This is a genomic window from Cupriavidus sp. 2TAF22 (genome assembly GCF_052115045.1).
Classification (GTDB): domain Bacteria; phylum Pseudomonadota; class Gammaproteobacteria; order Burkholderiales; family Burkholderiaceae; genus Cupriavidus.
Genome location: NZ_JBFRFX010000010.1, coordinates 1 through 25,097 on the forward strand (window position 1 = coordinate 1; position 25,097 = coordinate 25,097).

Here is a 25,097-nt window from a genome sequence, read left to right on the forward strand (position 1 = left end):
GTCGTCGGACCGTCGATCTCGCTTCCCATCTTCGAGGGCGGCAAGCTCAAGGGGATGCTGCATCTGCGCGAGGCGCAGCAACAGGAAGCCGCGATCGTCTACAAACGCACCCTGCTCGAAGCCTGGCGCGAGGTTGACGACGCGCTGCTCGCCTACGATGCCGAGCAGCGGCGGCGCGACCGGCTGACCGAGGTCGTGAGCCTGAACCAGCGCGCGCTCTCGATCGCGCAGCAACGGTACAAGGCTGGCGCCATCGATTACCTCAACGTCCTGAACGTGCAGAAACAGTTGCTCGAAGGGCAGCGCAATCTTGAGCTGAGCAGGGCAACCGCCGCCGCCAACCTCATTACGCTATGCAAGGTACTCGGTGGCGGCTGGGAGTCGACCTACGCCAGACAATACGTCGATCGTTGACACGACGGCGCGGAGCTGGAAGACGCGCGCCTGATGCTTCGTCTTGTTCGGGCGCCAACGTCGGCTTCGGCTGGAAAGGCGCGGTCCGGTTCGCCAATGATCTGACTTTCGAGCGGCCTTAGGTGCCGCGTAGGACTATGTTGCACAAGAGACATGATGAGACCGCGGACTGGAGAGATTGGGAAAATTTCTGCAGGGTCGTGGAGGCCGGTAGCTTTACGGCCGCCGGCGATCGTGCCGGCATTCCAAAGCAATCGATCAGTATTTCGCTTACCCGCCTGGAAGCGCGGCTGGGCAATCGATTGCTTGACCGGACCACACGCAAGGTCCGGGTGACGGATCTGGGCGAAATGCTCTATGCCCGGATCGCGCCGCTGCTCAATGAACTGCGTGAAGCGGACAACGACGCGAAGTCAACCCAGCAACAGGTATCGGGCACCTTGCGGCTGGCGGCGCCATACGAGACTGGATGGCTTCACCTGGCGCCCGCGCTGATGAAACTGCTCAAGGCTTATCCGGACTTGAAGGTTGAGATCGACGATACCCGGGAGATTCCCGATCTCCTCGAACAACGATACGACATTGCATTCGTCAAAACCGACGCCGGATTGCCGGACAGTTCGCTGGTGAGCAAACGCCTGATGGCGATGGACCGCGCCTTTTATGCCGCACCAGCATTGATTGCCAAGCGTGGCCTCCCACGACAATTGCAGGATATCGAATCCTGGCCGATGATCGTGGACGGCGAGGACACGTTCTGGGATATCTTTGACGATGGGCGCGAGATCGGACGAATCCCGGTACGCCCGAGCGTAAGGACGCCAAACGTCGGGATTCGGGTGCGCGCCGCAACTGAAGGCCTCGGCGTTGTGAGATTGCTGTCAACGTACGTCGAAGACCATGTCAAGCGAGAGGAGCTTGTTCGCTTGTTCCCCACGTTTCTTTCGTCCCCGTTGAAGGTATACGCGCTAACGCCGTCGCGCAGGCTCGTACCGCCCAAGGTACGTGCATTGTTGAACGCGTTCGAGGCCCCGCAGATAGACATATGAACGGTGGCGAAACGCGGGTCGAGGTTGGCTGACGTCCATGCAGGCCTCCCGGGGCCGGATGCAGCAATATGATCGCCTCGCTTAGTGACTCCATTCTCGGCGACAAGATATCCGGGGCCGTCAAAAGCTCACGGCGCAGTGCTTGCTCCGATCCCGTACCGCAGTTCACCCCGGATTCAAGGCGCGAAGCGGATTGCCGATACTGCCGTGTGGCACGCCGTCGGCCCGGGATTTTCAAGAGGAAACGATAAATGAAGCTGGCGGAGCCAGGCAGGGACGACGTGCAGAGCTTTGTCGCGTGGATGGGGCGGCATCTCGACACCGATATGTTCCGGCACGAGTACACCGACCGACAATCCGGACGGCATTGGCAATGCGACAGCTTGTACGATGCGTTTGCCAAGTACAAATGGAGCCACCCGGCCATTGCGCGCCTCGGCGTGGATGCTGGTCGAACGTTTCAATCGAACCTCGCCGCGCGGGAAGCACTTCGACAAGATTTGACTGAGTCCCTCGGCACGCCCGCCGATGACGCCGGCGTTTGCCTCGCCGCGGCCGATGTCATGAAGTGGGGTGGCGTGACTGGCGGCAACGTCCAGTGGTTGAATATGAACGAAGCAGGCCTGGCACAATTGATTATCGATGTGCGTAATGCGTTGAACAGAGGCGACATGCGTCATCCGCTTCTCACGGCACGCGAACTGCGCTTCAATGCGGGCATGACGAAAGTCTATTCACTCGTCTGCGACGAGCTTGTCATCTACGACAGCCGGGTCGCTGCGGCACTAGGGTGGGCGGTGACGAAATTCTGCCAGGCCGAAGGAAAAAGCGCGGTGCCCGCCGGACTTGGTTTCCCCTGGGCGCCAGCCAAGGAGGCCGTCAAGGAAAGCAACCCGAAGCGTCGAAATCCCAGTGAAGGATCGCTTGCCTTTCCCCGGCTGAAATCCGGTCCGCTGCATGCCGAATGGAATCTGCGCGCAAGTCGCTTGCTCGCCGCCGTCCTCGACCATTCCGGTGCGAAGGTCAGCCAGTTCATGCGGCTCGGAGCCCGGCGCAACCAATTACAGGCGCTGGAAGCCGCGCTGTTCATGATTGGCTATGCATTACCCGGTGCTTCTGCCGGCGGCCTTTCATCAAGAACGCCGGCAGCGGGACAATGACCGCCGCCCCGCTCAGCCGGCAAACGCCGCGGCGTCCGGCGGCCATCGCCCTCACCCCAGCCAGCCCTTGATGGTGGTCGCCATCACGCCGGCGGAGATCCCGTAGCGGTCATGCAGTGTCGGCAGCGCGCCGGCAGCGAGGAACGCATCGGGCAGGCCGATCTGGCGGAATGGCGCATGCACGCCCGCCCGCATCATTGCCGCGGCCACGCCCTCGCCCAGGCCGCCGATCACGGTGTGATTCTCGGCCACCACCACCAGCCGTCCGGAGCGCCGGGCTTCGCGCAGGATCGTCGCCGTGTCCAGCGGCTTGATGGTGGGCACGTGCAGCACCGCCACGCCGACGCGGTCGGCCTCCAGCGCCTTGGCCACTTCGAGCGCGCGCATGGTCATGATGCCCGAGGAGATGACCAGCACGTCGGCGCCGTCGCGCAGCAGCTTGGCCTTGCCGAGTTCGAACTTGTAGTCGTACTCGTCAAGCACCGCCGGCACGTTGCCGCGCAGCAGGCGCGCGTAGACCGGGCCCTTGTGCGCGGCGATGGCCGGCACCATCTGCTCGATGTCGAGCGCATCGCACGGGTCGATGACGGTCATGTTCGGCATTGCCCGCATCAGCGCAAGGTCCTCGGCCGCCTGGTGGCTGGGCCCGTATCCCGTGGTGAGGCCGGGCAGAGCGCAGACGATCTTCACATCGAGATTGTCTTCGGCGATGGCCTGGTGGATGAAGTCGTAGGCGCGGCGCGTGGCGAATACCGCGTACGTGGTGACGAACGGCTGGGCGCCTTCGTGCGCGAAGCCGGCCGCCGCGCCCATCAGCAACTGCTCGGCCATGCCCATCTGGTAGTAGCGCTCGGGCAGGGCTTGCGCAAGGATATGCAGGTCCGTGTACTTGCCCAGGTCGGCGGTCATGCCGATCACGTTGGCTTTCCTGCGCGCCAGTTCCACCAGTGCATGCCCGAACGGGGCGGAGCRGGCGGCCTGTCCTGCGCCGGCGATGGAGGCGATCATGGCCGATGTCTTCAGCTTCGGCTTGTCGGTGGTAGTGGTGCTCATGCTTGTCTCCCGGCTTCCAGTGCTTGCAGTGCGAGTTGCCACTCGTGGGCATCCACGCGGATGAAATGGTTCTTCTCGCGCTGTTCGAGGAACGGCACGCCGCACCCCATGCGCGTATCGCAGATGATCATGCGCGGGCGGGCATCCTGATGGGCCCGCGCGGCGTCGAAGGCGGCTGCCACGGCGTCGATGTCGTTGCCGTCCACGCGCTGTGTGAACCAGCCAAAGGCCTCCATCTTCTCGACCAGCGGCTCGAAGGCCATGATCTGCGTCGACGGGCCGTCGGCTTGCTGGTTGTTGACGTCGACCATGGCGATCAGGTTATCAAGCTTCCAGTGGCTCGCCGACTGGATGCCTTCCCAGATGGCGCCTTCGTCCAGCTCGCCGTCGGAGAACAGCGTGTAGACGAACGCGTCGGAGGCCTTGCGCTTGAGGCCCAGGCAACGGCCGACCGCGATGGTCAGGCCCTGCCCCAGGGACCCGCCGGACATCTCCATCCCCGGGGTGTAACTGGCCATCCCGGACATTGGCAGGCGGCTGTCGTCGCTGCCGTAGGTTTCCAGTTCTTCGGGGGGCAGGATAGCGGCCTCGAGCAGCGCCGCGTACAGTGCGATCGCGTAGTGCCCGTTCGAGAGGAGGAAGCGGTCGCGGCCTTCCCACTCGGGGTCGTCCGCGCGGTACCGCATGGCACCGAAGTAGGCGACGGCGAGCACATCGGCGATGTCCAGGGCCTGCCCGATGTAGCCCTGGCCCTGCACTTCGCCCATCAGGAGGGCGTTGCGGCGGATCCGGTAGGCGCGTTCGGCAAGTGGCACTACGGTGTCGGATGTTGCGTGGTTCATGTTGTCTCCTGCAGTGAATCAGAGGATGAAATAAGGATGGCGGTGCGGCGCGCTCAGCGGTTGACGATCCTGGCCGGCACGAGGAGTACCAGCATCGCGCCCGCGACGACCGTCACCGAGATAAACACCAGCCCGGCAGTGGATTTGCCTGTCAGGTCGTTGAGCCAGCCGACGATGGCGGGCGAGAAGAAGCCGGCCAGGTTGGCCACGCAGTTGACCGCCGCGATGCCGGCCGCTGCCGACATGCCGCCCAGCAGCGCCGTGGGCAGCGACCAGAACTGCGAGGACGAGGCCAGGATGCCGGCCGCGGCGATGCACAGGCAGATCAGCGATGCGGCCACGCCGTTGAGCATCGGCAGCGTGGCGAAGCCGGCTGCGGCCACGATCATCGGGACGATCAGGTGGAAGCGGCGCTCGCGGTGGCGGTCGGCGCTCATGCCGACGAGCGGCAATGCCACGATGGCGCACAGGTACGGCAGCGCGGTGAAGATGCCCACCCACAGCGGGTCGGCCACGCCGGACTTGCGGATGATCGTCGGCAGCCAGAACGTCAGCCCGTACTGGCCGAGCACCACGCAGAAGTAGATGGCCGCCATCAGCCACAGCCTGCGGTCGGCCAGGAAGGAACGGATCGAGATATGGTCCACCTTGTGGGCGTTGTCGGCTTCGACGTTGCGTGCCAGCAGCGCCTTCTCGGCATCGGTGAGCCACTTCGCGGCCTGGATGCCGTTGTCGAGATAGAGCAGGATGGCAACGCCGAGGACCAGGGACGGCAGCGCTTCCATCATGAACAACCACTTCCAGCCGGCCAGCCCCGCGGTACCGTGGAACGCATGCATGATGTAGCCGGACAGCGGCCCCCCCACGATCCCCGCCAGCGGAATCGCCATGAAGAACATCGACAGGGCCTTGGCGCGCCGCGCCGACGGGAACCAGTACGTCATGTACAGGATCACGCCCGGTGCGAAGCCCGCTTCGGCCACGCCGAGCAAGAAGCGCAGCACGTAGAAGGAGGTGGGCGTGCTGACGAACGCGAAGCTCGCGGAGATCACCGCCCAGGTGAGCATGATCCGGGCAAGCCAGCGCTTGGCACCGACCCTGTGGAGGATGACGTTGCTGGGCACTTCGAAGAGGAAATAGCCAAGGAAGAAGATGCCGGCGCCCAGTCCGTAGATGGTTTCGCTGAAATGCAGGTCGCTGAGCATCTGCAGCTTGGCAAAACCCACATTGACCCGGTCCAGGTAGGCACCGAGGTAGCACAGCATCAGGAAGGGGATCAGCCGGCGGACCACCTTGGCGTAGGTCCGGGATTCGAAGGTGGCCGCATCGGTGCGCGGGGGCGCATCGCCCGCCAGGGGCGAAGCCGCATACTTGGTTTTCATGTGTGTCTCCTGCCATGTGCCCCGGTAGGTCCGGGTGCACGGGCTTGCGGTATGACCGCCTCTGCGGGCGGCTATGAGGGGAAAACTAGTGGATCAGCATGCCGCCGTTGACGTCGAGCGTGATGCCGGTCAGGTAGGTGGACAGGTCGCTCACCAGGAACAGGCACGCGTTTGCGACGTCGGCGGCATCGCCCAGGCGTCCCAGGGGGATGCCCTTGATGATGTCGGCGCGCAGGTCGGGGGTGAGCTTGTCGCCGGTGATGTCGGTCTGGATCAGTCCGGGCGTGATGGAGTTGACGCGGATGCTGTCGGGGCCGAACTCGCGCGCCATCGCGCGCGCCAGGCCCAGCACCCCGGCCTTCGCTGCGCTGTAGTGCGGGCCGCCGAAGATGCCGCCGCCGCGTTGCGCGGAAACGGAAGACATGCACACGATGCTGCCGCCCTTCTGCGTCTTCATCTGGGGCAGCACGGCCTGCGACATATAGAGCGTGCCGCGCAGGTTGACGTCCACCACCGCATCGAAATTGCCGCCCTGGATATCGAGCGTGCGCAGCGGCTGCGTGATGCCGGCATTATTGATCAGCGCATCGATCCGGCCATAGCGCGCGATGACCGCCTGTGCCGCGCGCTCGCAGGCGCCCTTGTCGGTCACGTCGCAGGCCAGCCCCAGGTGTTGGTCGCCCAGGTCCCCGGCCGCGGCCTGGGCGTCTTCAAGGCGAAGATCGAGGATCACGACCAGCGCACCCTGCGCGGCCAGCGCCTTCGCGGTGGCCTTGCCGATGCCGCGCGCGGAGGCGGCGCCTGTGACGATGACGACTTTTTTATCAACCAGCATTTCTGTCTCCTGACTGTTGAAATGATGGCTTCAGTGTGGTGCCTGGCCCGGCACCGATCAACGCGATACGCCTCAGCTATGGCTGAGAAATTTTCAGATGAATCAACGGACGGGCGGCGAGAAAGGCGGATCAATCAGCACTTGCGGCAAGCGGCTGGCCCCTGCCTGCATCTCCCGGTCCATCCATGCCAGGAACCGCGCCACGCGCGGGAGATCCGCATTCTGCGTCGGATAGACGACATGATGGCCGCCGACCTCCACGCCGTGCGACGCGTCGAAGACCGGCACGAGGCGCCCGTTGCGGATCAGCACCGATGCAAGCAGCGTGCTTTCCAGCGCGATGCCGTGCCCGAGCGCGGCGGCCTCCAGCGACATGTATGAGCGGTCGAACGAGAAGTCGAATGTCTTGTGGACGTGGGCCACGCCAAATCGGGCAAACCATTGCTGCCACTGGACCAGCGGCGTCTCGGAGCAGATCAGGCGCTCTCCCAGGAGGTCGGCCGGCGCATGGACCGGATGCGCGCGAAGATAGGCTTCGGACGCCAGCGGAGTGATGGACTCGTTGCGCAGCGTCTTGACCTGGAGGTCCCGCCAGTGAGCGTAGCCGTAGCGGATGTCCACGTCGTAGTATCCGCTGGTGAACGACACGTCCTCGTACGAACACGACAGGTTCAGCCGGATATCGCCATTGTCGGCATGAAACGATGTCAGCCGCGGCAACAGCCACATCAGCCCGAAGCTCGGGCTGGTGTGGACACGGAGGATTTCCACGTTCGCCTGGCTCGATGCGCGCTCGGTGGCACGGTTGAGGTCCGCCAGCGCGCCCGTCACCTCGCGCAGGTACTGCTCGCCAAGCGGCGTCATGACCAGGCCCCGGCCCTGGCGGAAGAACAGCGGCTGGCCAATGACTGCTTCGAGGTTGCTGATCTGGTGGCTCACCGCGGAGGCGGTGAGCCCCAGTTCCTCCGAGGCGCGGCTCACGCTCTTGGTTCTCGCGACGCTTTCGAAGGCGATGATCGCCTTCAATGGTGGGATGCGCATGGTGGTCGTTGTGGTGATGCCACGGCGTGATCGCGCGGTGCGATACCCATGGTGATCTGGATTGTAGTCCCCACCGGAGGGCGGCCTCGTGGGCGACGAGAATGACTCCAACACAATGCTTCCTGACCCAGGCTTCGGCACTCATCGCTCAAACGGCGGAAGCGCAGCCAGCGGCGGGCCCCACGCCCCCCCTTTAAAGAGCTAAACCATTTGGAGAAATTGCCGTTATGGTCGCAGGGGCCCACGCTGCGCCGGCTCGCGGGACAACGCACGGCCGCGCAGGGGCCGGGCATTGTACCTTCCATTGCATCACCTGACGCCATGCATCTCTCCCGTCCTTGCCGGATCATCTGCGCAGCTTGCGTGTTCTGGACTGCCCCTCTCGCCCTGGCGCAGACAACCATTCTGCTGTACTCCGAGGCCGGCCAACGGCCGCAATCCTACGAAGAGAACGGCATGCCCAAAGGGTCCTATGTCGAAAACCTGCAGCGCGTCCTCAAACGGATCCCGGAATACAAGGTGCAGATCCGGTTTGCGTCGTGGGCGCGCACCGTCGAGGAAGCAAAGAACGGCAACAGCGCGGGCGTGCTGGGCGTGTATTACCGCCCCCAGGAGCGGCCGTTCCTGAATCATTCCAAGCCTTTCTACACCGAAGATGTCGCGGTCCATTGCAACCGCGATTCGATTGAAGGCCGCACGTTCAATACCTTTCCGGACGATTTCGCCGGCCTGAAATTCGGCAACCAGCGTGGCTACCTGGCGCCCGGCAAGCGTTTTTTCCAGCTTGCCAGCGAAGGCAAGATCGGCATCGTCGAGGGACATGAATTCCAGGATCTGGTCAAGAAGATGCTGGTGCGGGAGATCGACTGCGTGGTCAACCCCAGTGTCGTCATCAACGAGGCCTTGGTCACACTGGAAGCCCAGGGCCTCCCGGAGCGCATGCGCTACAAGTCCAGGCGCGCCATGACCATCAAGAGCGAAACCGTCCACATCGGATTCAGCAAGAAGTACGAGGAATCGCATCCGGAACTCGCCAGGTTCCGGCAATTGTTCGACAAGGCGGCAGACGAATAGAATGTTTCCCTGATTACCCGAGATCGCGCATTTCATGCCACTGCCGCCACCGGTTCATTCGATCCGGAACAGGATGATCGTGCTGCTTATCGTTGCCACGACGACAACGCTGGGCGCCTTTGCCGTGCATCGGCAATGGCTGCTGCGGCAGGACCTCGAGCAGCGTTTCGAGCGGACACGCGCGGAAGTCCTGGAAGGACTCGGGCAGAGCCTGGCGGAGCCGACCTGGGCGCTGAACGTAGGGATCCTGCGTACCAGGCTCGAGTCAACCCTGATCCATCCGGAGGTCACCGAAGCCTGCATTTTCTCCCCCGACCGCCAGGAGGTCTATGCGGAAGTCCGCCGCGCGATGGCCGCGGGCCAGGTTCCCGCGCCAGGCGCGCTATCCTGCGCCGAGGCCAGTGGGCGCGACGCCCTGGGCGAGGTGACGCTCTACCCGCCGGACGACATCGATCCGGCGCGCAGGAACCAGGCGATCGGCAAGGCCGTCATCCATTTCACCCGCGACAATATGCACAAGGCCTTGCGCGCGGCGATGGTCCAGGGGGTAACCGAGGTGGCCGCCATCGACGTCGCGCTGGTGCTCTTGCTGACCTTCGGGCTGCGCATGGTCTTCCGGCCACTCGAGCATCTGCGGGCAGCCCTGTTCGAGCTTGCCTCCAGCCACGGCGACCATCTTGACGAGCTTGCCGGGCTGGGCCGCACCGAGTTCGACAGCGTCATCAACGGCTTCAACCAGGTACTGCGCAGGTTGAAGTTGATCATTGCGCAGCGCACGGAAGCGGAAATGGCCGCGCGCGAGGCCATTCAGATCAGCGCCGAAGCCTTCGCGCAAATCCAGGCTACCCAGGCGGAACTGCTCGAGAAGAACCGGCAGCTCGAAGCGCTTTCCAAGACCGACCAGCTCACTGGCGTATTCAACCGGCGGCACTTGAATGAAGTGCTGACCAGCGCGCTGGAACGCACCCGACGCGATGGCAGCCTGTTCTCGATCATCCTGATCGACGTAGACCGCTTCAAATCCGTCAACGACACCCACGGTCACCAGGTTGGCGACCGGGTGCTTGTCGAAATGGCGCGCTGCATCCTCGAAGTCAAGCGGGCGACGGATACCATCGGCCGCTGGGGCGGCGAAGAGTTCCTGCTGATCTGCTCCGATACCGGCCTGCGGGACGCCGTTCTGTTTGCCCAAAGGCTGCGCAATGCGGTCTCGGCGCGCGACTTCTCTGTGACGGGACGGATGACCGCAAGCCTCGGCGTGGCCTGCGTGCAGGATGGGGATACCATTCACGGCATGATCTCGCGTGCTGACGAGGCCCTGTACCGAAGCAAGGAGCTTGGCAGGAATCGCGTCGAGTACGCAGCCGACGGCGTTGCAACCACGCCCGCTCGCGAACCGCGCGCATATTGATCTGACCGGGCCCGGGCGTCTGCCAGGTCAGCCCATCGCACATCCCTGAGCGCTTCAATGCTGCGGCGGCTCGACGTCGAACGCAATCCGTCCCGCGGGCAGGAACGTAAGCGAGATGACAGCGCCGCCCTTGGCTTCCGGGTAGTGGTGGCTTCCCGGCGCCGGTGCCGTCCAGCCGCCATAACACCAGCCGTTCGGACCCGCGAGCGCGGCGCCTTCATTGAGCGGCACCACGAGATTGAACTCGCCATACGGGTGCGAGTGATAGTCGCCACGGAAGCTGCCTTCGGGGTTGTCCTGGGCATTATCGGTGCTGTCCATCAGCACCGCCGTGATGCTGAAGAAGAGCGTCTCCGCGCAGGGCAGGCCGAGTCGCGAGCGGCGGTAGCGCGGTCCCGCGATTTCGACATCGGCCGCCCACCCCTCCCGCACACCGAGGGTAATCAGTCGCGACAAGTCCTTGTACAACTCGCTTTCAACGCCATGCTTCGTATTCAGCCATTGCTCGACCTCAGTGCTCGTGGTCATGTCCTTGACCTCTTGCAAAAAGGGGATAAAGCGGGCGACAAGTTCGTCTTTGGCACTTGTGAATTGGGTCTGGGGCATTCCCGTTCGTCCTTGGATTAGGCGTGATGCGCATCCGTCATCGGGAGCGTGGCGCCCAGGTGCCGGGCGATGGCTCGATGAGGCCGGATGCGTTACTGCGTGTTGGCTTTGAATCCCTCGTTATCCTCCACGAGGGGCTCATGAAAATTGCCCGCGGTCTTGTCTGCCGGCGGCAACTGCAAAGGGGACCTTGGCGGCGCCTCTTAGTGACCAGCACTCTGGCCGCCGTCGACGTGCAGGATTTCTCCCGTGACGAACGGTGCCGAATCGAGGAACAGGATAGCGTCGACGATATCGCTCATCTCGCCCATGCGTCCCATCGGATGGAGCGCATCCAGCGCCTTGTGGGTTTCCGGCGCGTGCATCGGCGACCTGATGACCCCCGGCGCGACGGCATTCACGCGAATACCTTTCTTGGCGTACTCGATCGCCAGCGACTTCGTGGCGGCGTTCAGACCACCTTTCGTCAGGGCTGCCAGTACCGAATACAAGCCGCTGATCGCATGGTCAACGATGCTGGTGGTCACGCTGACCACATGGCCGCTCGAATGCTTCTCCATTTCGGCGATTGCGAGTTGCGTGACGTAGTAGAAGCCCGCGACATTCACATTCATCACGGCAGCGTAGTCTTCGGCGGTGTATTGGGTGAAAGGCTTCCCGATGTAGATGCCGGCGTTGTTCACCAGCGTGTCAATCCGGCCAAATCGCGCGACACCTTCCGAGATGACACGTCGGGCGGTCGCCGGATCACCGATATCACCGGCTACCGTCAGGATGTCCGGGTCGTCCGACGGCTTGATCGAACGTGCGGTCGCAACAATGCGGTAGTCGAGCTTTCGAAATGCCTTGACGACTTCGGCGCCGATACCTTGCGATGCGCCGGTAACGACGACAACCTTTTGTGATGTGCTCATGCTTTACCCCGAAAACGAGTGGTTTGGCTTCAACGCCGATCGGGCCGGTGGCTCCGGTCGACGCCGATGTACGCGGTGACTCAGGTTTCGAATACCCGCACTGGACACGCTTGGGACAGATCGTGGTAGCGCGGGTCTGATTCAGGCGCCGGCGCTGGCACGGTCCAGCGCAGCGGATCGAGACGAGGAAGGCGAATCAGTGACATCGTCTCCGACTCGCCCCTGCTGCCTTTACTCGTCAATCGCTGCGTGCAGGTACTTTTCCTGACGCGCAACGTGCATCGACCGGTAACCCGGTGCGGTCGATGCGGCTGCCTCGGGGCCGATATAGCGCAGCGCTGCAGGTGCCTTCACGATGTCCAGCAACTGTTCCATGACGAAATTCCACGAACCCTGGTTCTTTGACTCTTCCTGACACCAGACCACACTCTTCAGATTCGGATAGCGTTCCAGTTCTGCACTGATCTGCTTCGCGGGGAACGGATACAACTGTTCAACGCGAATCAGCGCGATATTGTCCTTTTCGGCCTTGCGCCGACGCTCCAGAAGTTCGAAGTAGACCTTGCCCGAACACAGGATGACCCGATCGACCTTGGACGCCGCTTCCTCCGTAGGCGATTCGGCAAGAATCTCGTTGAACCGGCCCGCGGCGAGATCATCGAGGCTGCTGACAGCCTCCGGGTGCCGCAGAAGCGATTTTGGCGTCATCACGATAAGCGGCACGCGATCGCGCTGCACGGCCTGCATGCGCAGCAGATGGAAAATCTGAGCCGGCGTCGTGGGCTGACAGACCCGCATGTTCTCCTGCGCACACAGTTGCAGGTAGCGCTCGAGGCGCGCGGACGCGTGTTCCGGGCCTTCCCCTTCCTGACCGTGCGGAAGCAGCATCGTGACACCGCTATGCTGCCCCCACTTCGCAGCGCCCGCAGACAGAAAATTGTCGATGACAACCTGCGCCCCGTTCGCGAAGTCGCCGAACTGCGCCTCCCACAATACGAGCGCGTTTTGCCGGACAATCGAGTATCCGTACTCGAAGCCTAGAACCGCCGCCTCCGACAGAACCGAGTTGGTGACCGAGAACCGCCCTTGGTCATCCGACACATGGTGCAGCGGGACATATGTGCCCACTCCCCGAATCGACCGTTTCTGATCGTGGAGTACCGCATGACGATGGCTGAACGTACCGCGCTCACTGTCCTGACCGCTCAGGCGCACGTCGATGCCAGCGGCGAGAAGCGAGGCAAAGGCCATGTGCTCGGCCATGCCCCAGTCCAGCGGACGCTTGCCTTGCGCCATCTCGCGACGAGCGGATATCACCCTGCCAACCAGCGGATGCAGCGCGTACTGCTCGGGAACGCTGGTGATCTTGAGTGCGAGCTTTTGAACGAGGTCCGGCAAGGGCGGCGCGTAATAGATGCGGTCGACGTTGCCATCGAGCAGCTGCGGCCAGCTCACCTCTTCGTCCTTCTGGCCGGCCGGCTTCCTCTCTTCCGCGGTTTGCGCAGCGTCAAGACGCTCGCGGTAGTCATGGACGTACCTCTCCACGTCTTCCTCCGTCAGAATCCGCTCGTCCACAAGCTTCGTTGCATAGAGGGTGCGGGCACCCGGGTGGCCCGCGATGGAGCGATACATCAACGGCTGCGTGATGCTCGGCGTGTCCTGTTCCTGGTGGCCATGGCGGCGGAAGCAGACCAGTTCGATCACGACGCTCTTCTTGAACGTCGCACGAAAATCGATTGCCAGGCGCGTTGCGGCAATGACCGCCTCGGGGTCGTCGCCGTTCACATGCAGGACCGGTGCCTCGATCATCTTGGCGATGTCGGTGCAATAGAACGACGAGCGGACATCTCTCGGGTCGGAAGTGGTGAAGCCAACCTGGTTATTCACAACCACATGGATCGTGCCGCCCGTGCCGTAGCCCCTGGTATTCGCCAGGTTCATCGTCTCCATGACAATGCCCTGCCCCGAGATCGCGGCGTCCCCGTGGATCTCCACCGGCAGGACAGCGCCCGCACCTTGCCCCAGTACTTCGGCGCGCGCGCGAGCGATACCTTGAACAACCGGGTTGACGATTTCAAGGTGCGACGGGTTAAACGCGAGCGTGACTTCCGCCGGCCCGGTTGCCGTCGGGAGCAAGCCGGTAAAGCCCTTGTGATATTTGACGTCGCCCGCCGGAAGAAGACTCGCGGTTTTCCCCTCGAACTCGTCGAACAACGCAGCCGGCGGCTTCCCGACGATATTGACGAGGACGTTCAGACGCCCCCGGTGTGCCATGCCGAGAATTGAGCTCTTGATTCCCTTGGTGGCACCGTATGCGACCAACTCATCCAGCAGGACGATGAGCGCTTCGCCACCTTCAAGCGAAAAGCGCTTCTGGCCGACATAGCGGGCATGCAGGTATTTTTCGAGACCCTCGGCGGCCGTCAGCCGTTCGAGGATATGCAGCTTGTCACCCCTGTCCAGGGTAGCTTTCGAGCGCGAAGACTCGAGACGCATCGACCACCAGTTACGCTGATCCGGATCGGCCAGATGCATGAACTCGGCGCCCAGCGTCCCGCAATACGTCTCTGTCAGCGCCTGCACCAGATCGCCAAGCGTTGCATCCTCGTCCGAGAAATGGGCGCCCGACATGCTGAACTTCGTGTTCATGTCCGCTTGCGACAGATCGTAGTAGCTCGGGTTCAATTCAGGCACCGGCACCGGCGCCGTCCAGCTCAGCGGATCCAGATGGGCATTGCGGGTACCGACCATGCGATAGGCCGAAATCAAGGCCTGTACGGCGACCTGCTTGCGGGCGAAACTCAGTACGTCGTTCTCCGAGCGCCCTCCGGTCCGCGGCTGCTTGACCAACGCGACGAAGCGAGACACCACCGGCGCGTGTGCGACGTCGCCTGCGTCCGAGCCATCAACCGCCGGCACCCCCTGCAACGCGTCAAAATACCCGCGCCACTCCTCCGACACCGTGTTCGGGTCGGCAAGGTACGCTTCGTATTGTTCCTCGACGTAGGGAGCATTGCCTCCAAATAGGAAGGAGGTATTCCGATTCCGCATCATCATGATGACTCTGTCCTCAGTCGGGCTCGCGCCCGGTATCTGTCACAAACCAAGGCAGCACCTGCCGCCGCCCCGGCCAAGCCTATGCTTCCACAGGTACACGAAGACAAAGATTCATCTGCGAAAAGAGGCAACACTCAGTGCCATCCAGTCCGCGTCAACTTGTGCAAAACCCCGTGACTTCTGCCACCAGGTCCCTGTGCCCGCCAGGATCAGCAATCTTCTGACCGCTGGTGAGACCAGTCTACGTTCTACGGGTTTTCACTGAGGCTCTAACTGTGACGGTTTGGGGACATATCCTGCTCATTTCTGGCCATCACCGTCGCCGGGCACCATCGCGATCGGGCCCCCTTGAGGCTTGCCCCGCGACCACATCGCCATCGGGTGAACGCCGGGATGGCAACCGATCCGAAACGGCACGGAAGTTCGGCCCCCGGGCGCCAGGCATCGGCTGCGGTACGCGGCCATTTGAGCACTTCGGGGAGAACGCACATGCCGCCGGCGAACATCCATCCAGCCGCGGCATGCACTTTCCGCCGCCTCCTTTGCGGGCAAGAACCTCCAGGGCTCTATCTCGCCAGGCGCGCCAACCGCTCCACGCCACTATTCAATTTGCCTATCGCGTCGATGGGATATGGGTCTTGGACGTGATCGCATTCCTGGACCATCCTTCATCCATCGGTCCTCAAGCATCTGGCCATCCGCATGTTTCCGGTACCGAGACCAGGCACGCACTTGCTTGCTGGTACGCCATCCCGCCAAAGGAATCATGATGACCAACGCTCGACTCCGCCAACAAACCCAGTCACTGCCACGGCTGGCCCTGCTCAAGATCGCGATGCTGGCTTCCGTCACCGCCGTGGCGTTTCTCACATCGATTTCGGCGCATGCGGGGCCAGACTGGTACGTCATCGAAAAGGCACGCGCGGCCGCCAGAGCGGACGTCCACGCCGCACAAGCCACCCAGAAGACCGTTGTTGTGGCTGCCGACGCAAAGAACGCCCAGCCGGCTGCGGCCACGCAACCGAACTAAGACGCACGTCTGGGCATTCGGCGCCAGCATTGCGTTCCGTCAGCGCCAGGCAATCAACGCGAGCGCCTGCGCAGCGGGATCGGGGACAGGCTCCGCAAACCAAGGATAAACAGCATGGGTATTCTGGAAACCAACCGCATTGCGAGCGAATTTCTCGCCAGGCTGAGCGCCGGCGCGGACCCCGAGGTGATCGCAGCACTCTTCAGCAAGGACTTGCGCTTCGAGATCGCGGGTGACGTCGGTGTCCTGCCCTGGATCGGAAGGCGCGTTGGCCGCCACGCTGCGACTGAATTCTTCCGCGATTCACGAAGGCTGCTGGAGCCGCTGCGGTTCGATATCCACGACATCCTGACAAACGATAGCCGCGCGGTCCTCATCGGCGAACTCGCTTCACGCGTGAGGCATACCGGCAAGGACATCGAAACCGCCTTCACGCTTATCCTGACCGTCTCCGAGAGAGAGATCGTCGACTTCCGGATGATCGAGGACAGCTTTGCGGTTTCCCGCGCCGCCCGTGCCTAGGCAGCCGCACTCGGCGATCCGGGTGGCACGGCAAGAAGGCGGCCCGGCCGACGTGCCCGGGTCAGATCACGGCAAGCACCGGCGATGCCTCCAGGCTGCGGGCCTCACGCGCGCGCGTCTTGCCCGAAGAAGCGCGACTCGGCCTCCGGCGGCAGCGACATGCCGGTGATCCGGGCCTTCTCCAGCACGCTCCAGAAATAGCGGTAGGTAGCGCGATCATGCAGTTCGCCCTTGTACTGGATCGGTCCCCAGTCCGCATCCTGCGCCGCGAGCAGGATCGCGCTCGCGTCGGCCACCTCGGTGAAATCCGGCCGCATGGCATTGACGATGGGCTGGATCTGGGCGGGGTAGATGCTCCACATGCGCAGGAAGCCGAATTGCGTGCGCGCCCGAGCGGCGTCGGCGGCGATCACTTCGGCATCTTTCAGGTTCAGGCACACGTTGTGCGCCGGCACCACGCCGTTGGCGAGCGCGGCGGCCACCATATCCGCCTTGGCGCGGACCAGCAAGGCGTGCTCGAACTGCCCCGGGCTGCGCATGGCCGCGGCCGGGATGGCGCCGTGATGGCCGCTGACGAAGTCCATCAGGCCGAAATCCAGCACTTCGATGTGCGGCAGCGCCGCGATATGGAAGATGTCCCGCAGCGCGCCGTGCGTCTCGATCAGGACGTGGACCGGTACCACCCGGTTCACGCCGGCCTCGCGCGTCTTGCGGCCGATGTAGTCGATGACCTCGCGCACCTGTTCGTGGCTGGTTGCCTTCGGAATGGTGATGTACGCCACCCGGCTCGCGGCCTGCCCGATCACGATGTCCACGTCCTGCCGCCAGGCCGGATGCGCAGGGTCATGGATGCGCACGCCCGCCTTGTCGTAGCGGTTGCGCTCGGAATTGATCATGCGCACGACCATGGCCGCGTGCTCCGTTTCCTGGCCGGCCGCGGCGCCGTCCTCGCAGTCGCAGGTGATGTCGAATACCGGGCCGTACTCGACCTGCAGGTCCATTGCCTTGCCGATCAGCTTCTCGCTGCCGGCGAAGTGTTCGCAGGCAGACAAGGCGGGGAATACTTTCTCGCCGGCAAACAGCGCGAGCCTGGGATGGGTTGCAGTCGTCATGAGAGTCTCCTGTAGCTGTGTTCTTTAGCGCGCCTTGCGCGGGATGGCGATGGTGTAGTCGAGGTCGAGCACCACGTTCGAGGGGTATTCGGTCTTGCCCCCGTCCGGGGCGGGGAAGCTGATGTCGGCGGCACTGCGGATGTTCTTTGCGCCGATCGTGCGCAGCCGCAGCCCGCCTACATGGGGGCTGCACAGGTCCAGCTTGTCCAGCACCACGGTGGCGCAGGCGATGGTGTCGCCGGCATGGCTGGGATTGACGTGGCTGCCGCCGTTGACGGCCAGGATGGACAAGGCGTTCTCAAGACCATCGTAAGACAACGCCTTGCAGATAGAGATGATGTGCCCGCCATAGACCAGGCGCTGCCCGCCCGGCCTGGCCGCCATGGAGAAGCCATCGAAATGGGCCTTGGCCGTATTCTGGTAGAGGCGCGTGGCAATGCTGTGGTCGCTGTCGTTGATCGTCATGGCACCGCCGTGGTCGATCCGTTCGCCGGCTTCATAGTCTTCCCACAGGTCCTGTACGCCGGTGGCCATGCAGATATCGCGGGCGCCCGCGCAGTAGCCGGGCCGCGCCAGGCGCGACGGCGCCACCACGGCATCCAGTTGCGGGATCACCGGTTCGCCGCACGGCGCGGCCGGGTCACGCTTGTGCACCATGACCCAGCGGATCCAGCTCAGGACTTCCTTGCCGGCCTGGTTCCTCGCCGAGGAACGCACATAGACCACCCCGCTCTTGCGGTTCGAGTTCTCTTTCAGGCCGATGACCTCGCTTTCCACGAACAGCGTGTCGCCCGCATAGACATGAGAGAGAAAGCGGACATCCGCGTAGCCGAGGTTCGCCACCGCATTCAGGGAGATATCCGGCACGGTCTTGCCGAATGCCGTATTGAAGACCAGCAGGTCTTCCAGCGGAAGGCGCTCCAGTCCCGCCAGCCTGGCATTGGTCTGCGCGGTGTATAGCGCGGCGCGGCTCCCGGTCAGCCCGACATAGAGGCTGCGCTCGCCGTCCGTCAGTGTGCGCGGCGTGGCGTGCCGCATCGTCATGCCCAGCCGGAAGTCCTCGAAGTAATTTCCCGCCCTGCCTTTTCCCATTGTTCTCTCCACGTCGCAATCCGTCGCTTCCGTTGCACACAAAAATCTTTGTACGTACATAGTCGCCCATAACAAACGTGTTGTCAACCTCGGGCGAGGCATGTCCGGCCGCGGGGGCGAGGCGAAATTATCGCCATACTTCCTCGAAATTAAGCCGCCGACCCACCCGGGATGGGTGGGTGGTGTTCTTTCGGCTTGCCAGCCGCCATGGTTTCTCAGCTACTATGTACGCACATAAACGCCATCGACCACGGCGAAACGAACTTACCGAAGGAGCGCAAGGTGCAACGACTGACTGAAGAGCGGCGCATGATCAAGGAAGCCGCACATCAATTCACGATGGAGCGCGTGCTGCCTGTCGCCAACAAGCTGGACCCCGACAAAGGGCAGATCCCGCGCGAACTGATCGACGAGATGGCCGAACTGGGCTACTTCGGCATCCTGATCCCGGAGGAATACGGCGGCCTGGGCCTCGGCGCCTACGAGTACTGCCTGGTGGCTGAGCAGCTCTCGCGGGGATGGATGAGCGTGGGCAGCCTGATCGCCCGCGGCAACGGCCTGATCGGTGCCCTGAAGGGCCTGCCGCCCGAGAAGAAGGCGGAGTATCTGCCGCGCATGGCGCGCGGCGAGTTCCTGGGCGCCTTCTCGCTGTCCGAGCCCAATGCCGGCTCCGACGTGGCCAACATTTCCTGCCGCGCCGTGCGTGATGGCGACGATTGGCTCATCACCGGCAGCAAGTACTGGTGCACCTTCGCCGACGAGGCCGATTTCATCCTCGTGGTCTGCCGCACCGACCCCGTGATCGACGCCAGGGCCCGCCACCGCGGACTGAGCGCCTTCATGGTGGAGAAGCCGCGCGGGCAACTGCCGGAGGGCGTCAAGGGCAGCGTGATCCCCAAGATCGGCTACCACGGCTGGACCACGTGGGAACTGGCCTTCGACGGCTGCCGCGTGCCCGCCTCGAAGATGGTGGGCGAGCAAGGCAAGGCCTTCTACCTCACCACCGCCGGGCTGGAAACCGCCCGCGCCCACACCGCCGCGCGCTCGATCGGCCTGGCCCAGGGCAGCCTGGACGATGCGCTGCAATACGCCCGCGACCGCGCGCAGTTCGGCTCGCCCATCGGGCATTTCCAGGCGATCCGCTTCAAGCTGGCCGATATGGCCACGCAGATCGAAGCCTCGCGCGCCCTGCTCTACTCGGTCTGCGAAAAGATCGATGAGGGCATGCGCTGCGACACCGAGGCCGCCATGGTGAAGCTCTTCGCCAGCGAGATGTCGGAGCGCGTCACCAGCGAAGGCCTGCAGATCCACGGAGGCGCCGGATACACCACGCATTTCGCCGCGGAACGCTACTGGCGCGATGCCCGCCTGACCAAGATCTTCGAGGGCACGTCCGAGATCCAGATGCGCATCATCTCCGATGCGCTGCTTGGAAAGATGGCGGCATAGCCCGCGCAGGCATCCCCGCACTGGTGGCCGGCGCGAGCGCCTGGCCATGCCTGCGACGCCGGCAGCCCGGCGCGCGGCCAAACAAGTTGGAAATCACCGGAACACAGCATGGAAAACCCCGCACAGCGGCCCGGCCACGGCCCGGGCGCCCTTTCGGGCCTTCGCGTGATCGACCTGACCCAGATGCTGGCAGGACCGTTCTGCACGCAGATCCTCGCCGACCATGGCGCGGAGGTGATCAAGGTCGAAGCCATGGGAGGCGACGGCACGCGCATCACCGGCCCGTTCCGGGACGACGACACGCTGCGCGATTTCGGCGGCTACTTCCAGAGCGTCAACCGCAACAAGAGCTCGATCGCGGTCGACCTGAAGACAGCCGGGGGCCGGGCGGTCGTCCACCGGCTGATCGACAGCGCGGACATCGTGGTGGAGAACTTCCGCTCCGGCGTGATGGAGCGGCTCGGCCTGTCCTACGAGATCCTGCGCGAGACCAACCCCCGCCTGGTCTACGGCACCGTGCGCGGCTTCGGCGACCCCCGCAGCGGGGCCAGCCCCTACGCCCACTGGCCCGCCTACGACGTGGTCTCGCAGGCCATGGGCGGCATGATGGGCATCACCGGGCCGGACCGCGACACGCCAACCAAGATCGGCCCCGGCGTGGGCGACACCGTGCCGGCGCTGATGCTCTGCATCGGCATCCTCGCCGCCGTGCACCGGGCGCGCGAGAGCGGCCAGGGCCAGTTCGTGGATGTGGCCATGACCGACTGCGTGCTGGCCCTGTGCGAGCGCATCGTCTACCAGACCTCCTACACCGGCGCCGTGCCCGCCCCCGAAGGCAACCGCCACCCGCTGCTTTGCCCGTTCGGCCTGTTCCGCGCCCGCGACGGCTGGGTATCGATCGCCTGCGCGCACGACGCCTTCTGGGAAAAGCTCGCGCTGGCGATCGGCCGGCCTGAACTGGTCACCGACGAAGCCTTCGCCACCAACGCGGCGCGCGTGAAGCACGCCGGGCTGGTCATCGAGGCCATCGAGGCCTTCACCTCGCTGCGCAGCAAGGAAGAACTGGCGCAGTGCCTGGGCGGGCGCGTGCCGTTCGGGCCGGTCTACACCTCGGCCGAGGTGTTCGAAGACCCGCACTACCGGGTCCGCGAAATGCTGGTCGAGGTCGAGCAGCCAGGCTCCGCCAGCCCGGTCAGCATCGCCGGCGTGCCGATCAAGCTGAGCGCCACGCCGGGCGCGGTGCGGCGCCGCGCCCCGCTGCTGGGGGAACACACGCAAGACATCCTGCTCGGGGCCGGCTATGCGCTGCCGGAGATCGAGCGGCTGCGCGATGCCGGCGCGATCGGCTAGCGCAGCCCTGCAGCAAACCCACGCAAACACGAAATCGAAAACGAAACAGAGATGGAGACAAGATGAAGTTCCGATACCTGATCGCCGGCGCGCTGCTGGCCGCCACCTCCGCCGCGTGCTGGGCCGAGCGCTACCCGTCGCGCCCGATCCGTCTGCTGGTCGGCTTTGCCGCCGGCGGCCCCACCGACGTCGCCGCCCGCGCCTACGCCAGCCGGCTCGGCCAGCTGCTGGGGCAGCCCGTGGTGGTGGACAACCGCGCCGGCGCCGCCGGCGCCATCGCGGCGAACATGACGGCGCGTGCCGAGCCCGACGGCTATACGCTCGACTTCGTCACCAGCCCGATGATGACGATGGTGCCGGTGGTGCAGAAGTCGGCCGGCTACGACCCCGTCAAGGGATTCACGCCGGTCGGGCTGGTCAGCGACTACGCCAACGTATTGCTGGTCAGCAAGGCATCTCCCGTCAGGAACCTGACGGACCTGACCCGCTACGCCGCCACGCACGCGGGCGGCGTCACCTATGGCTCCGCCGGCATCGGCGCCTCGAACCACCTGTGCGCCGAACTGCTGGCGCAGATGAGCGGCACGCCGATGCTCCACGTTCCCTACAAGGGCAACGCACAGGCGATGACCGACCTGATCGGCGGCAAGATCGACTACATGTTCGACGCCACCGGCACCGCCATCAGCCAGATCCGCGGCGGCAACGTGCGCCCGCTGGCCGTGACCTCGGCACAGCGCAGCCCGGCCCTCCCCGACGTCCCGACGATGGCTGAGGCGGGCATCAAGGACTACCGGATGAGCGGCTGGTTTGCCGTGATCGGGCCACCGAAGCTGCCCGCGGATGTCGTCGACGCGCTGGTCAAGGCGCACCTGGCGCTGGCCCGGGACGCGGCCTTCCAGACCAGCCTGCGGCAAGCCGGCTACGAGCCGCTGATCGCGGGACCTGCCGCGCTGAGCGAGCGCATCGTCAAGGACCTGGCGCTGTGGCGCGGCGTGGTGAAGACAGCCGGCATCCAGCCCCAGTAGGGCCGCAGGACGCAGGACAAGCTGCCCCGCCGCGACCGGCGCGGGTATTCGGACGATCAAATCAGAGGAGCGAAACAATGAGCGGATTGATGCAAGGCAAGGTGGCGCTGGTGACCGGCGCGGGCGGCGGGATCGGGCGCGGCGTCGCGCTGGCGATGGCCGCGGCGGGGGCCCGGGTGGTGGTGAACGACCTGGGCGTGACGATGTCCGGCGACGGCGGCGATGCCGGCCCCGCGCAGCGCGTTGCCGAAGAGATCCGCGCCGCCGGCGGCGAGGCCGTGGCCAACACCGACAGCGTATCCACCTGGCAAGGCGCCCATGCCGTGGTCCAGTGCGCGCTGGACCATTTCGGCCGCATCGATGCCGTCGTCAACAACGCCGGCAACCTGCGCGACCGCATGTTCTTCAAGATGAACGAGGAAGAATGGCGCTCGGTCATCGACGTGCACCTGCACGGCACGTTCTTTATCAGCCGTGCCGCCGCCAACCACTTCAAGGACCAGGAGAGCGGCGCCTACGTGCACATGACCTCCACCTCGGGGCTGATCGGCAACCTCGGCCAGGCCAACTACGCTGCGGCCAAGCTCGGCATCGTCGCGCTGTCCAAGTCGATCGCGCTGGACATGGCGCGCTTCAATGTGCGCTCCAACTGCATCGCGCCGTTCGCCTGGAGCCGCATGACCAACTCCATTCCGGCGGAAACGCCCGATGAGAAGGCCCGCGTGGCCAGGCTGCAGCGCATGGAGCCCGGCAAGATCGCGCCGATGGCGGTATTCCTCGCCAGCGATGCCGGGCGCGAGGTCAGCGGCCAAGTCTTTGCCGTGCGCGCCAACGAACTGATGCTGATGAGCCAGTCCCGTCCCACGCGCTCGGTGCACATGGGCGAAGGCTGGACACCCGAAGCCATCGGCGAGATCGCCATGCCGGCCATGCGCAACAGTTTCTTCAAGCTGGAGCGCTCGCCCGATGTCATCAACTGGGATCCGATCTGAGGCCGGATCTGACCCACCAATGCAACGGCACCGGCCACCCAGGCCTGACGCATCGAGACCAATAGCATGAGCATCAACGGCAAGGCATACATCGTCGGCGCGTACGAGCACCCGACCCGCAAGGCCCCGGACAAGACCGTGGCGCAACTCCACGCCGAATGCGCGCGCGGCGCGCTCGCCGACGCGGGGCTGTCGCTGCGCGACGTCGACGGCTACTTCTGCGCCGGCGACGCGCCCGGCCTAGGCATGGTCAACATGGCCGACTACCTTGGCCTCAAGGTACGGCACGTGGACTCCACCGATACCGGTGGCTCGGCCTACCTGGCTCACGTCTCCCACGCGGCCCAGGCCATCGCGGCCGGCAAGTGCAATGTCGCGCTGATCACCCTGGCCGGGCGCCCGCGCTCGGAAGGCTCGAGCGGCACGCAGGCGCGCAACTGGGGCAAGGATGCGCCCGACCTGCCCTTCGAGGCACACTTCAACCCGCTGACGGTGAACCTGTACGCGATGGTGGCCATGCGGCATATGCACCAGTACGGCACCACCAGCGAGCAACTGGCATGGATCAAGGTAGCCGCGTCACACCACGCGCAGCACAACCCGAACGCCATGCTGCGCGAACTGGTGAGCGTCGAGGACGTGCTGGCCTCGCCGCTGATCTCGGACCCGCTGCGCAAACTGGACTGCTGCGTGGTGAGTGACGGCGGCGGCGCGCTGATCGTGGCGCGCCCCGAGATCGCCGCCACCCTCAAGCGCCCGGCCGTGAAGATCCGTGGCGCCGGCGAGGCGCTCAAGGGGCAGCTCGGCGGCGAGGTGGACCTGAGCTGGTCGGCCGCAGCCGTCTCGGGACCGATCGCCTTTGCCGAAGCTGGCGTAACCCCGGCGGACATCCAGTACGCCTCGATCTACGACAGCTTCACCATCACCGTGCTGATGCAACTCGAAGACCTGGGCTTCTGCGAGAAGGGCGCAGGCGGCAGGTTCGTGGCCGACGGCAACCTGATCTCCGGCGTGGGCAAGCTGCCCTTCAATACCGACGGCGGCGGCCTGTGCAATAACCACCCGGCCAACCGCGGCGGCATCACCAAGGTAATCGAAGCGGTCAGGCAGCTGCGCGGCGAAGCGCATCCCGCCGTGCAGGTGAAGAACTGCAGCCTGGCGCTGGCCCAGGGCACCGGCGGCTACCTCGGCTCGCGCCACGGCAGCGCCACCCTGATCCTGGAACGAGAGCAATAAGATGACGACCCCCTACACCCACGCCCTGTTCAAGGCGCCGGCCGAACTGCCGGACAACGCAGAGTTTTGGCAGGCCGCGCGCGCGCACCGCCTGCTGGTGCGGCACTGCAAGTCCTGCGGCAAGCCGCACTGGTATCCGCGCACGCTGTGCCCGTTCTGCATGGGCGACACGCAATGGAAGCAGGCTTCGGGCCGCGGCACCATCTATGCGTTCAGCGTCACCCGCCGCGCCGGCCCCACGCCCTTCTGCATCGCCTACGTGACGCTGGAGGAAGGCGTCTCGATGATGACCAACATCATCGATTGCGACCTCGACACGGTGCACATCGGCCAGGCAGTCCAGGTCAGATTCGCACCGAGCGAAGACGGCGCGCCGGTGCCGGCCTTCGCGCCAGCCTGAGCAGCGGACCGGCCCGTCGGCCGGACCCCATGCTGCCTTCCCCGACAA

Annotated in this window: 23 protein-coding genes; 13 read left to right on the forward strand and 10 right to left on the reverse strand. The window is 64.6% G+C overall.

Annotated elements, in window-relative coordinates; translation table 11 throughout:
- The 3 genes from AB4Z48_RS13800 to AB4Z48_RS13810 all read left to right on the forward strand — a co-directional run.
- On the forward strand, window positions 1-414 hold a 414-nt coding region (locus tag AB4Z48_RS13800; protein WP_441614766.1), incomplete at its 5' end, for a TolC family protein.
- A 137-nt stretch (window positions 415-551) separates the two neighbouring features.
- The gene (locus AB4Z48_RS13805) at window positions 552-1,463 is read left to right on the forward strand and encodes a LysR family transcriptional regulator (protein WP_441614768.1); all 912 of its coding nucleotides are present in this window, start codon (window positions 552-554) and stop codon (window positions 1,461-1,463) included.
- 251 nt (window positions 1,464-1,714) lie between these two features.
- Window positions 1,715-2,623 (forward strand): hypothetical protein, encoded by a 909-nt coding sequence (locus AB4Z48_RS13810; RefSeq protein ID WP_441614770.1) that lies wholly within the window; start codon window positions 1,715-1,717, stop codon window positions 2,621-2,623.
- Between the two features lie 51 nt (window positions 2,624-2,674).
- Here the strand turns inward: AB4Z48_RS13810 and AB4Z48_RS13815 are convergent, their stop codons facing one another.
- The 5 genes from AB4Z48_RS13815 to AB4Z48_RS13835 form a co-directional block, all read right to left on the reverse strand.
- A complete protein-coding gene (locus AB4Z48_RS13815) occupies window positions 2,675-3,676 on the reverse strand; it encodes a transketolase family protein (RefSeq protein WP_441614772.1) in 1,002 nt (333 codons plus the stop codon).
- A complete protein-coding gene (locus tag AB4Z48_RS13820; protein ID WP_441614774.1) occupies window positions 3,673-4,518 on the reverse strand; it encodes a transketolase in 846 nt (281 codons plus the stop codon). The genes AB4Z48_RS13815 and AB4Z48_RS13820 overlap by 4 nt, the downstream gene beginning before the upstream one ends.
- A 53-nt stretch (window positions 4,519-4,571) precedes the next feature.
- A complete protein-coding gene (locus AB4Z48_RS13825; RefSeq protein ID WP_441614776.1) occupies window positions 4,572-5,900 on the reverse strand; it encodes an MFS transporter in 1,329 nt (442 codons plus the stop codon).
- 85 nt (window positions 5,901-5,985) lie between these two features.
- Window positions 5,986-6,735 (reverse strand): SDR family NAD(P)-dependent oxidoreductase, encoded by a 750-nt coding sequence (locus AB4Z48_RS13830; RefSeq protein ID WP_441614778.1) that lies wholly within the window; start codon window positions 6,733-6,735, stop codon window positions 5,986-5,988.
- A gap of 102 nt (window positions 6,736-6,837) precedes the next feature.
- Window positions 6,838-7,776, reverse strand: coding sequence for a LysR substrate-binding domain-containing protein (locus tag AB4Z48_RS13835; RefSeq protein ID WP_441614780.1), 939 nt, complete (start codon window positions 7,774-7,776; stop codon window positions 6,838-6,840).
- A 210-nt stretch (window positions 7,777-7,986) separates the two neighbouring features.
- On the opposite strand from AB4Z48_RS13835, the gene AB4Z48_RS13840 reads away from it, so the two are divergent.
- Together AB4Z48_RS13840 and AB4Z48_RS13845 are read left to right on the forward strand one after the other, a co-directional pair.
- Window positions 7,987-8,850: a substrate-binding periplasmic protein gene (locus AB4Z48_RS13840; protein WP_441614782.1), complete on the forward strand. Its 864-nt coding sequence runs from the start codon at window positions 7,987-7,989 to the stop codon at window positions 8,848-8,850.
- A 73-nt stretch (window positions 8,851-8,923) separates the two neighbouring features.
- Window positions 8,924-10,261, forward strand: a complete 1,338-nt coding sequence (locus AB4Z48_RS13845; protein ID WP_441614784.1) for a GGDEF domain-containing protein — start codon at window positions 8,924-8,926, stop codon at window positions 10,259-10,261.
- A 54-nt stretch (window positions 10,262-10,315) separates the two neighbouring features.
- On the opposite strand, the gene AB4Z48_RS13850 is transcribed toward AB4Z48_RS13845, so the two are convergent.
- From AB4Z48_RS13850 to AB4Z48_RS13860, 3 genes are all read right to left on the reverse strand, one after another.
- Entirely contained in the window at window positions 10,316-10,867 is a 552-nt protein-coding gene (locus AB4Z48_RS13850; RefSeq protein WP_441614786.1) for a 4-hydroxylaminobenzoate lyase, read from the reverse strand.
- Between the two features lie 203 nt (window positions 10,868-11,070).
- The gene (locus AB4Z48_RS13855) at window positions 11,071-11,781 is read right to left on the reverse strand and encodes an SDR family NAD(P)-dependent oxidoreductase (protein WP_441614788.1); all 711 of its coding nucleotides are present in this window, start codon (window positions 11,779-11,781) and stop codon (window positions 11,071-11,073) included.
- Between the two features lie 231 nt (window positions 11,782-12,012).
- A complete protein-coding gene (locus AB4Z48_RS13860; protein WP_441614790.1) occupies window positions 12,013-14,838 on the reverse strand; it encodes a 2-oxoglutarate dehydrogenase E1 component in 2,826 nt (941 codons plus the stop codon).
- 766 nt (window positions 14,839-15,604) lie between these two features.
- On the opposite strand from AB4Z48_RS13860, the gene AB4Z48_RS13865 reads away from it, so the two are divergent.
- Both AB4Z48_RS13865 and AB4Z48_RS13870 read left to right on the forward strand, forming a co-directional pair.
- Window positions 15,605-15,868, forward strand: a complete 264-nt coding sequence (locus AB4Z48_RS13865; RefSeq protein ID WP_441614792.1) for a hypothetical protein — start codon at window positions 15,605-15,607, stop codon at window positions 15,866-15,868.
- 114 nt (window positions 15,869-15,982) lie between these two features.
- Window positions 15,983-16,390 carry a nuclear transport factor 2 family protein gene (locus AB4Z48_RS13870; RefSeq protein WP_441614794.1) on the forward strand — a complete coding sequence of 136 codons (408 nt, stop codon included), beginning with the start codon at window positions 15,983-15,985 and terminating at the stop codon, window positions 16,388-16,390.
- A 104-nt stretch (window positions 16,391-16,494) separates the two neighbouring features.
- Here the strand turns inward: AB4Z48_RS13870 and AB4Z48_RS13875 are convergent, their stop codons facing one another.
- Window positions 16,495-17,502, reverse strand: a complete 1,008-nt coding sequence (locus tag AB4Z48_RS13875; protein WP_441614796.1) for an HpcH/HpaI aldolase/citrate lyase family protein — start codon at window positions 17,500-17,502, stop codon at window positions 16,495-16,497.
- A 24-nt stretch (window positions 17,503-17,526) separates the two neighbouring features.
- Entirely contained in the window at window positions 17,527-18,594 is a 1,068-nt protein-coding gene (locus tag AB4Z48_RS13880) for a MaoC family dehydratase (RefSeq protein ID WP_441614797.1), read from the reverse strand.
- Between the two features lie 282 nt (window positions 18,595-18,876).
- On the opposite strand from AB4Z48_RS13880, the gene AB4Z48_RS13885 reads away from it, so the two are divergent.
- The 6 genes from AB4Z48_RS13885 (at window position 18,877) to AB4Z48_RS13910 (ending at window position 25,049) form a co-directional block, all read left to right on the forward strand.
- Window positions 18,877-20,043, forward strand: coding sequence for an acyl-CoA dehydrogenase family protein (locus AB4Z48_RS13885; RefSeq protein WP_441614799.1), 1,167 nt, complete (start codon window positions 18,877-18,879; stop codon window positions 20,041-20,043).
- A gap of 108 nt (window positions 20,044-20,151) precedes the next feature.
- Window positions 20,152-21,393, forward strand: a complete 1,242-nt coding sequence (locus AB4Z48_RS13890) for a CaiB/BaiF CoA transferase family protein (RefSeq protein ID WP_441614801.1) — start codon at window positions 20,152-20,154, stop codon at window positions 21,391-21,393.
- Between the two features lie 62 nt (window positions 21,394-21,455).
- Complete coding sequence (locus AB4Z48_RS13895; protein WP_441614803.1) at window positions 21,456-22,421, forward strand: Bug family tripartite tricarboxylate transporter substrate binding protein; 966 nt, start codon at window positions 21,456-21,458, stop codon at window positions 22,419-22,421.
- A 77-nt stretch (window positions 22,422-22,498) separates the two neighbouring features.
- On the forward strand, window positions 22,499-23,413 hold the full coding sequence (locus AB4Z48_RS13900) for an SDR family NAD(P)-dependent oxidoreductase (protein ID WP_441614805.1): 915 nt from the start codon (window positions 22,499-22,501) through the stop codon (window positions 23,411-23,413).
- 66 nt (window positions 23,414-23,479) lie between these two features.
- Window positions 23,480-24,649, forward strand: a complete 1,170-nt coding sequence (locus tag AB4Z48_RS13905) for a thiolase domain-containing protein (RefSeq protein ID WP_441614807.1) — start codon at window positions 23,480-23,482, stop codon at window positions 24,647-24,649.
- A 1-nt stretch (window position 24,650) separates the two neighbouring features.
- Entirely contained in the window at window positions 24,651-25,049 is a 399-nt protein-coding gene (locus AB4Z48_RS13910) for a Zn-ribbon domain-containing OB-fold protein (protein WP_441614809.1), read from the forward strand.
- Window positions 25,050-25,097: the final 48 nt, after the last annotated feature.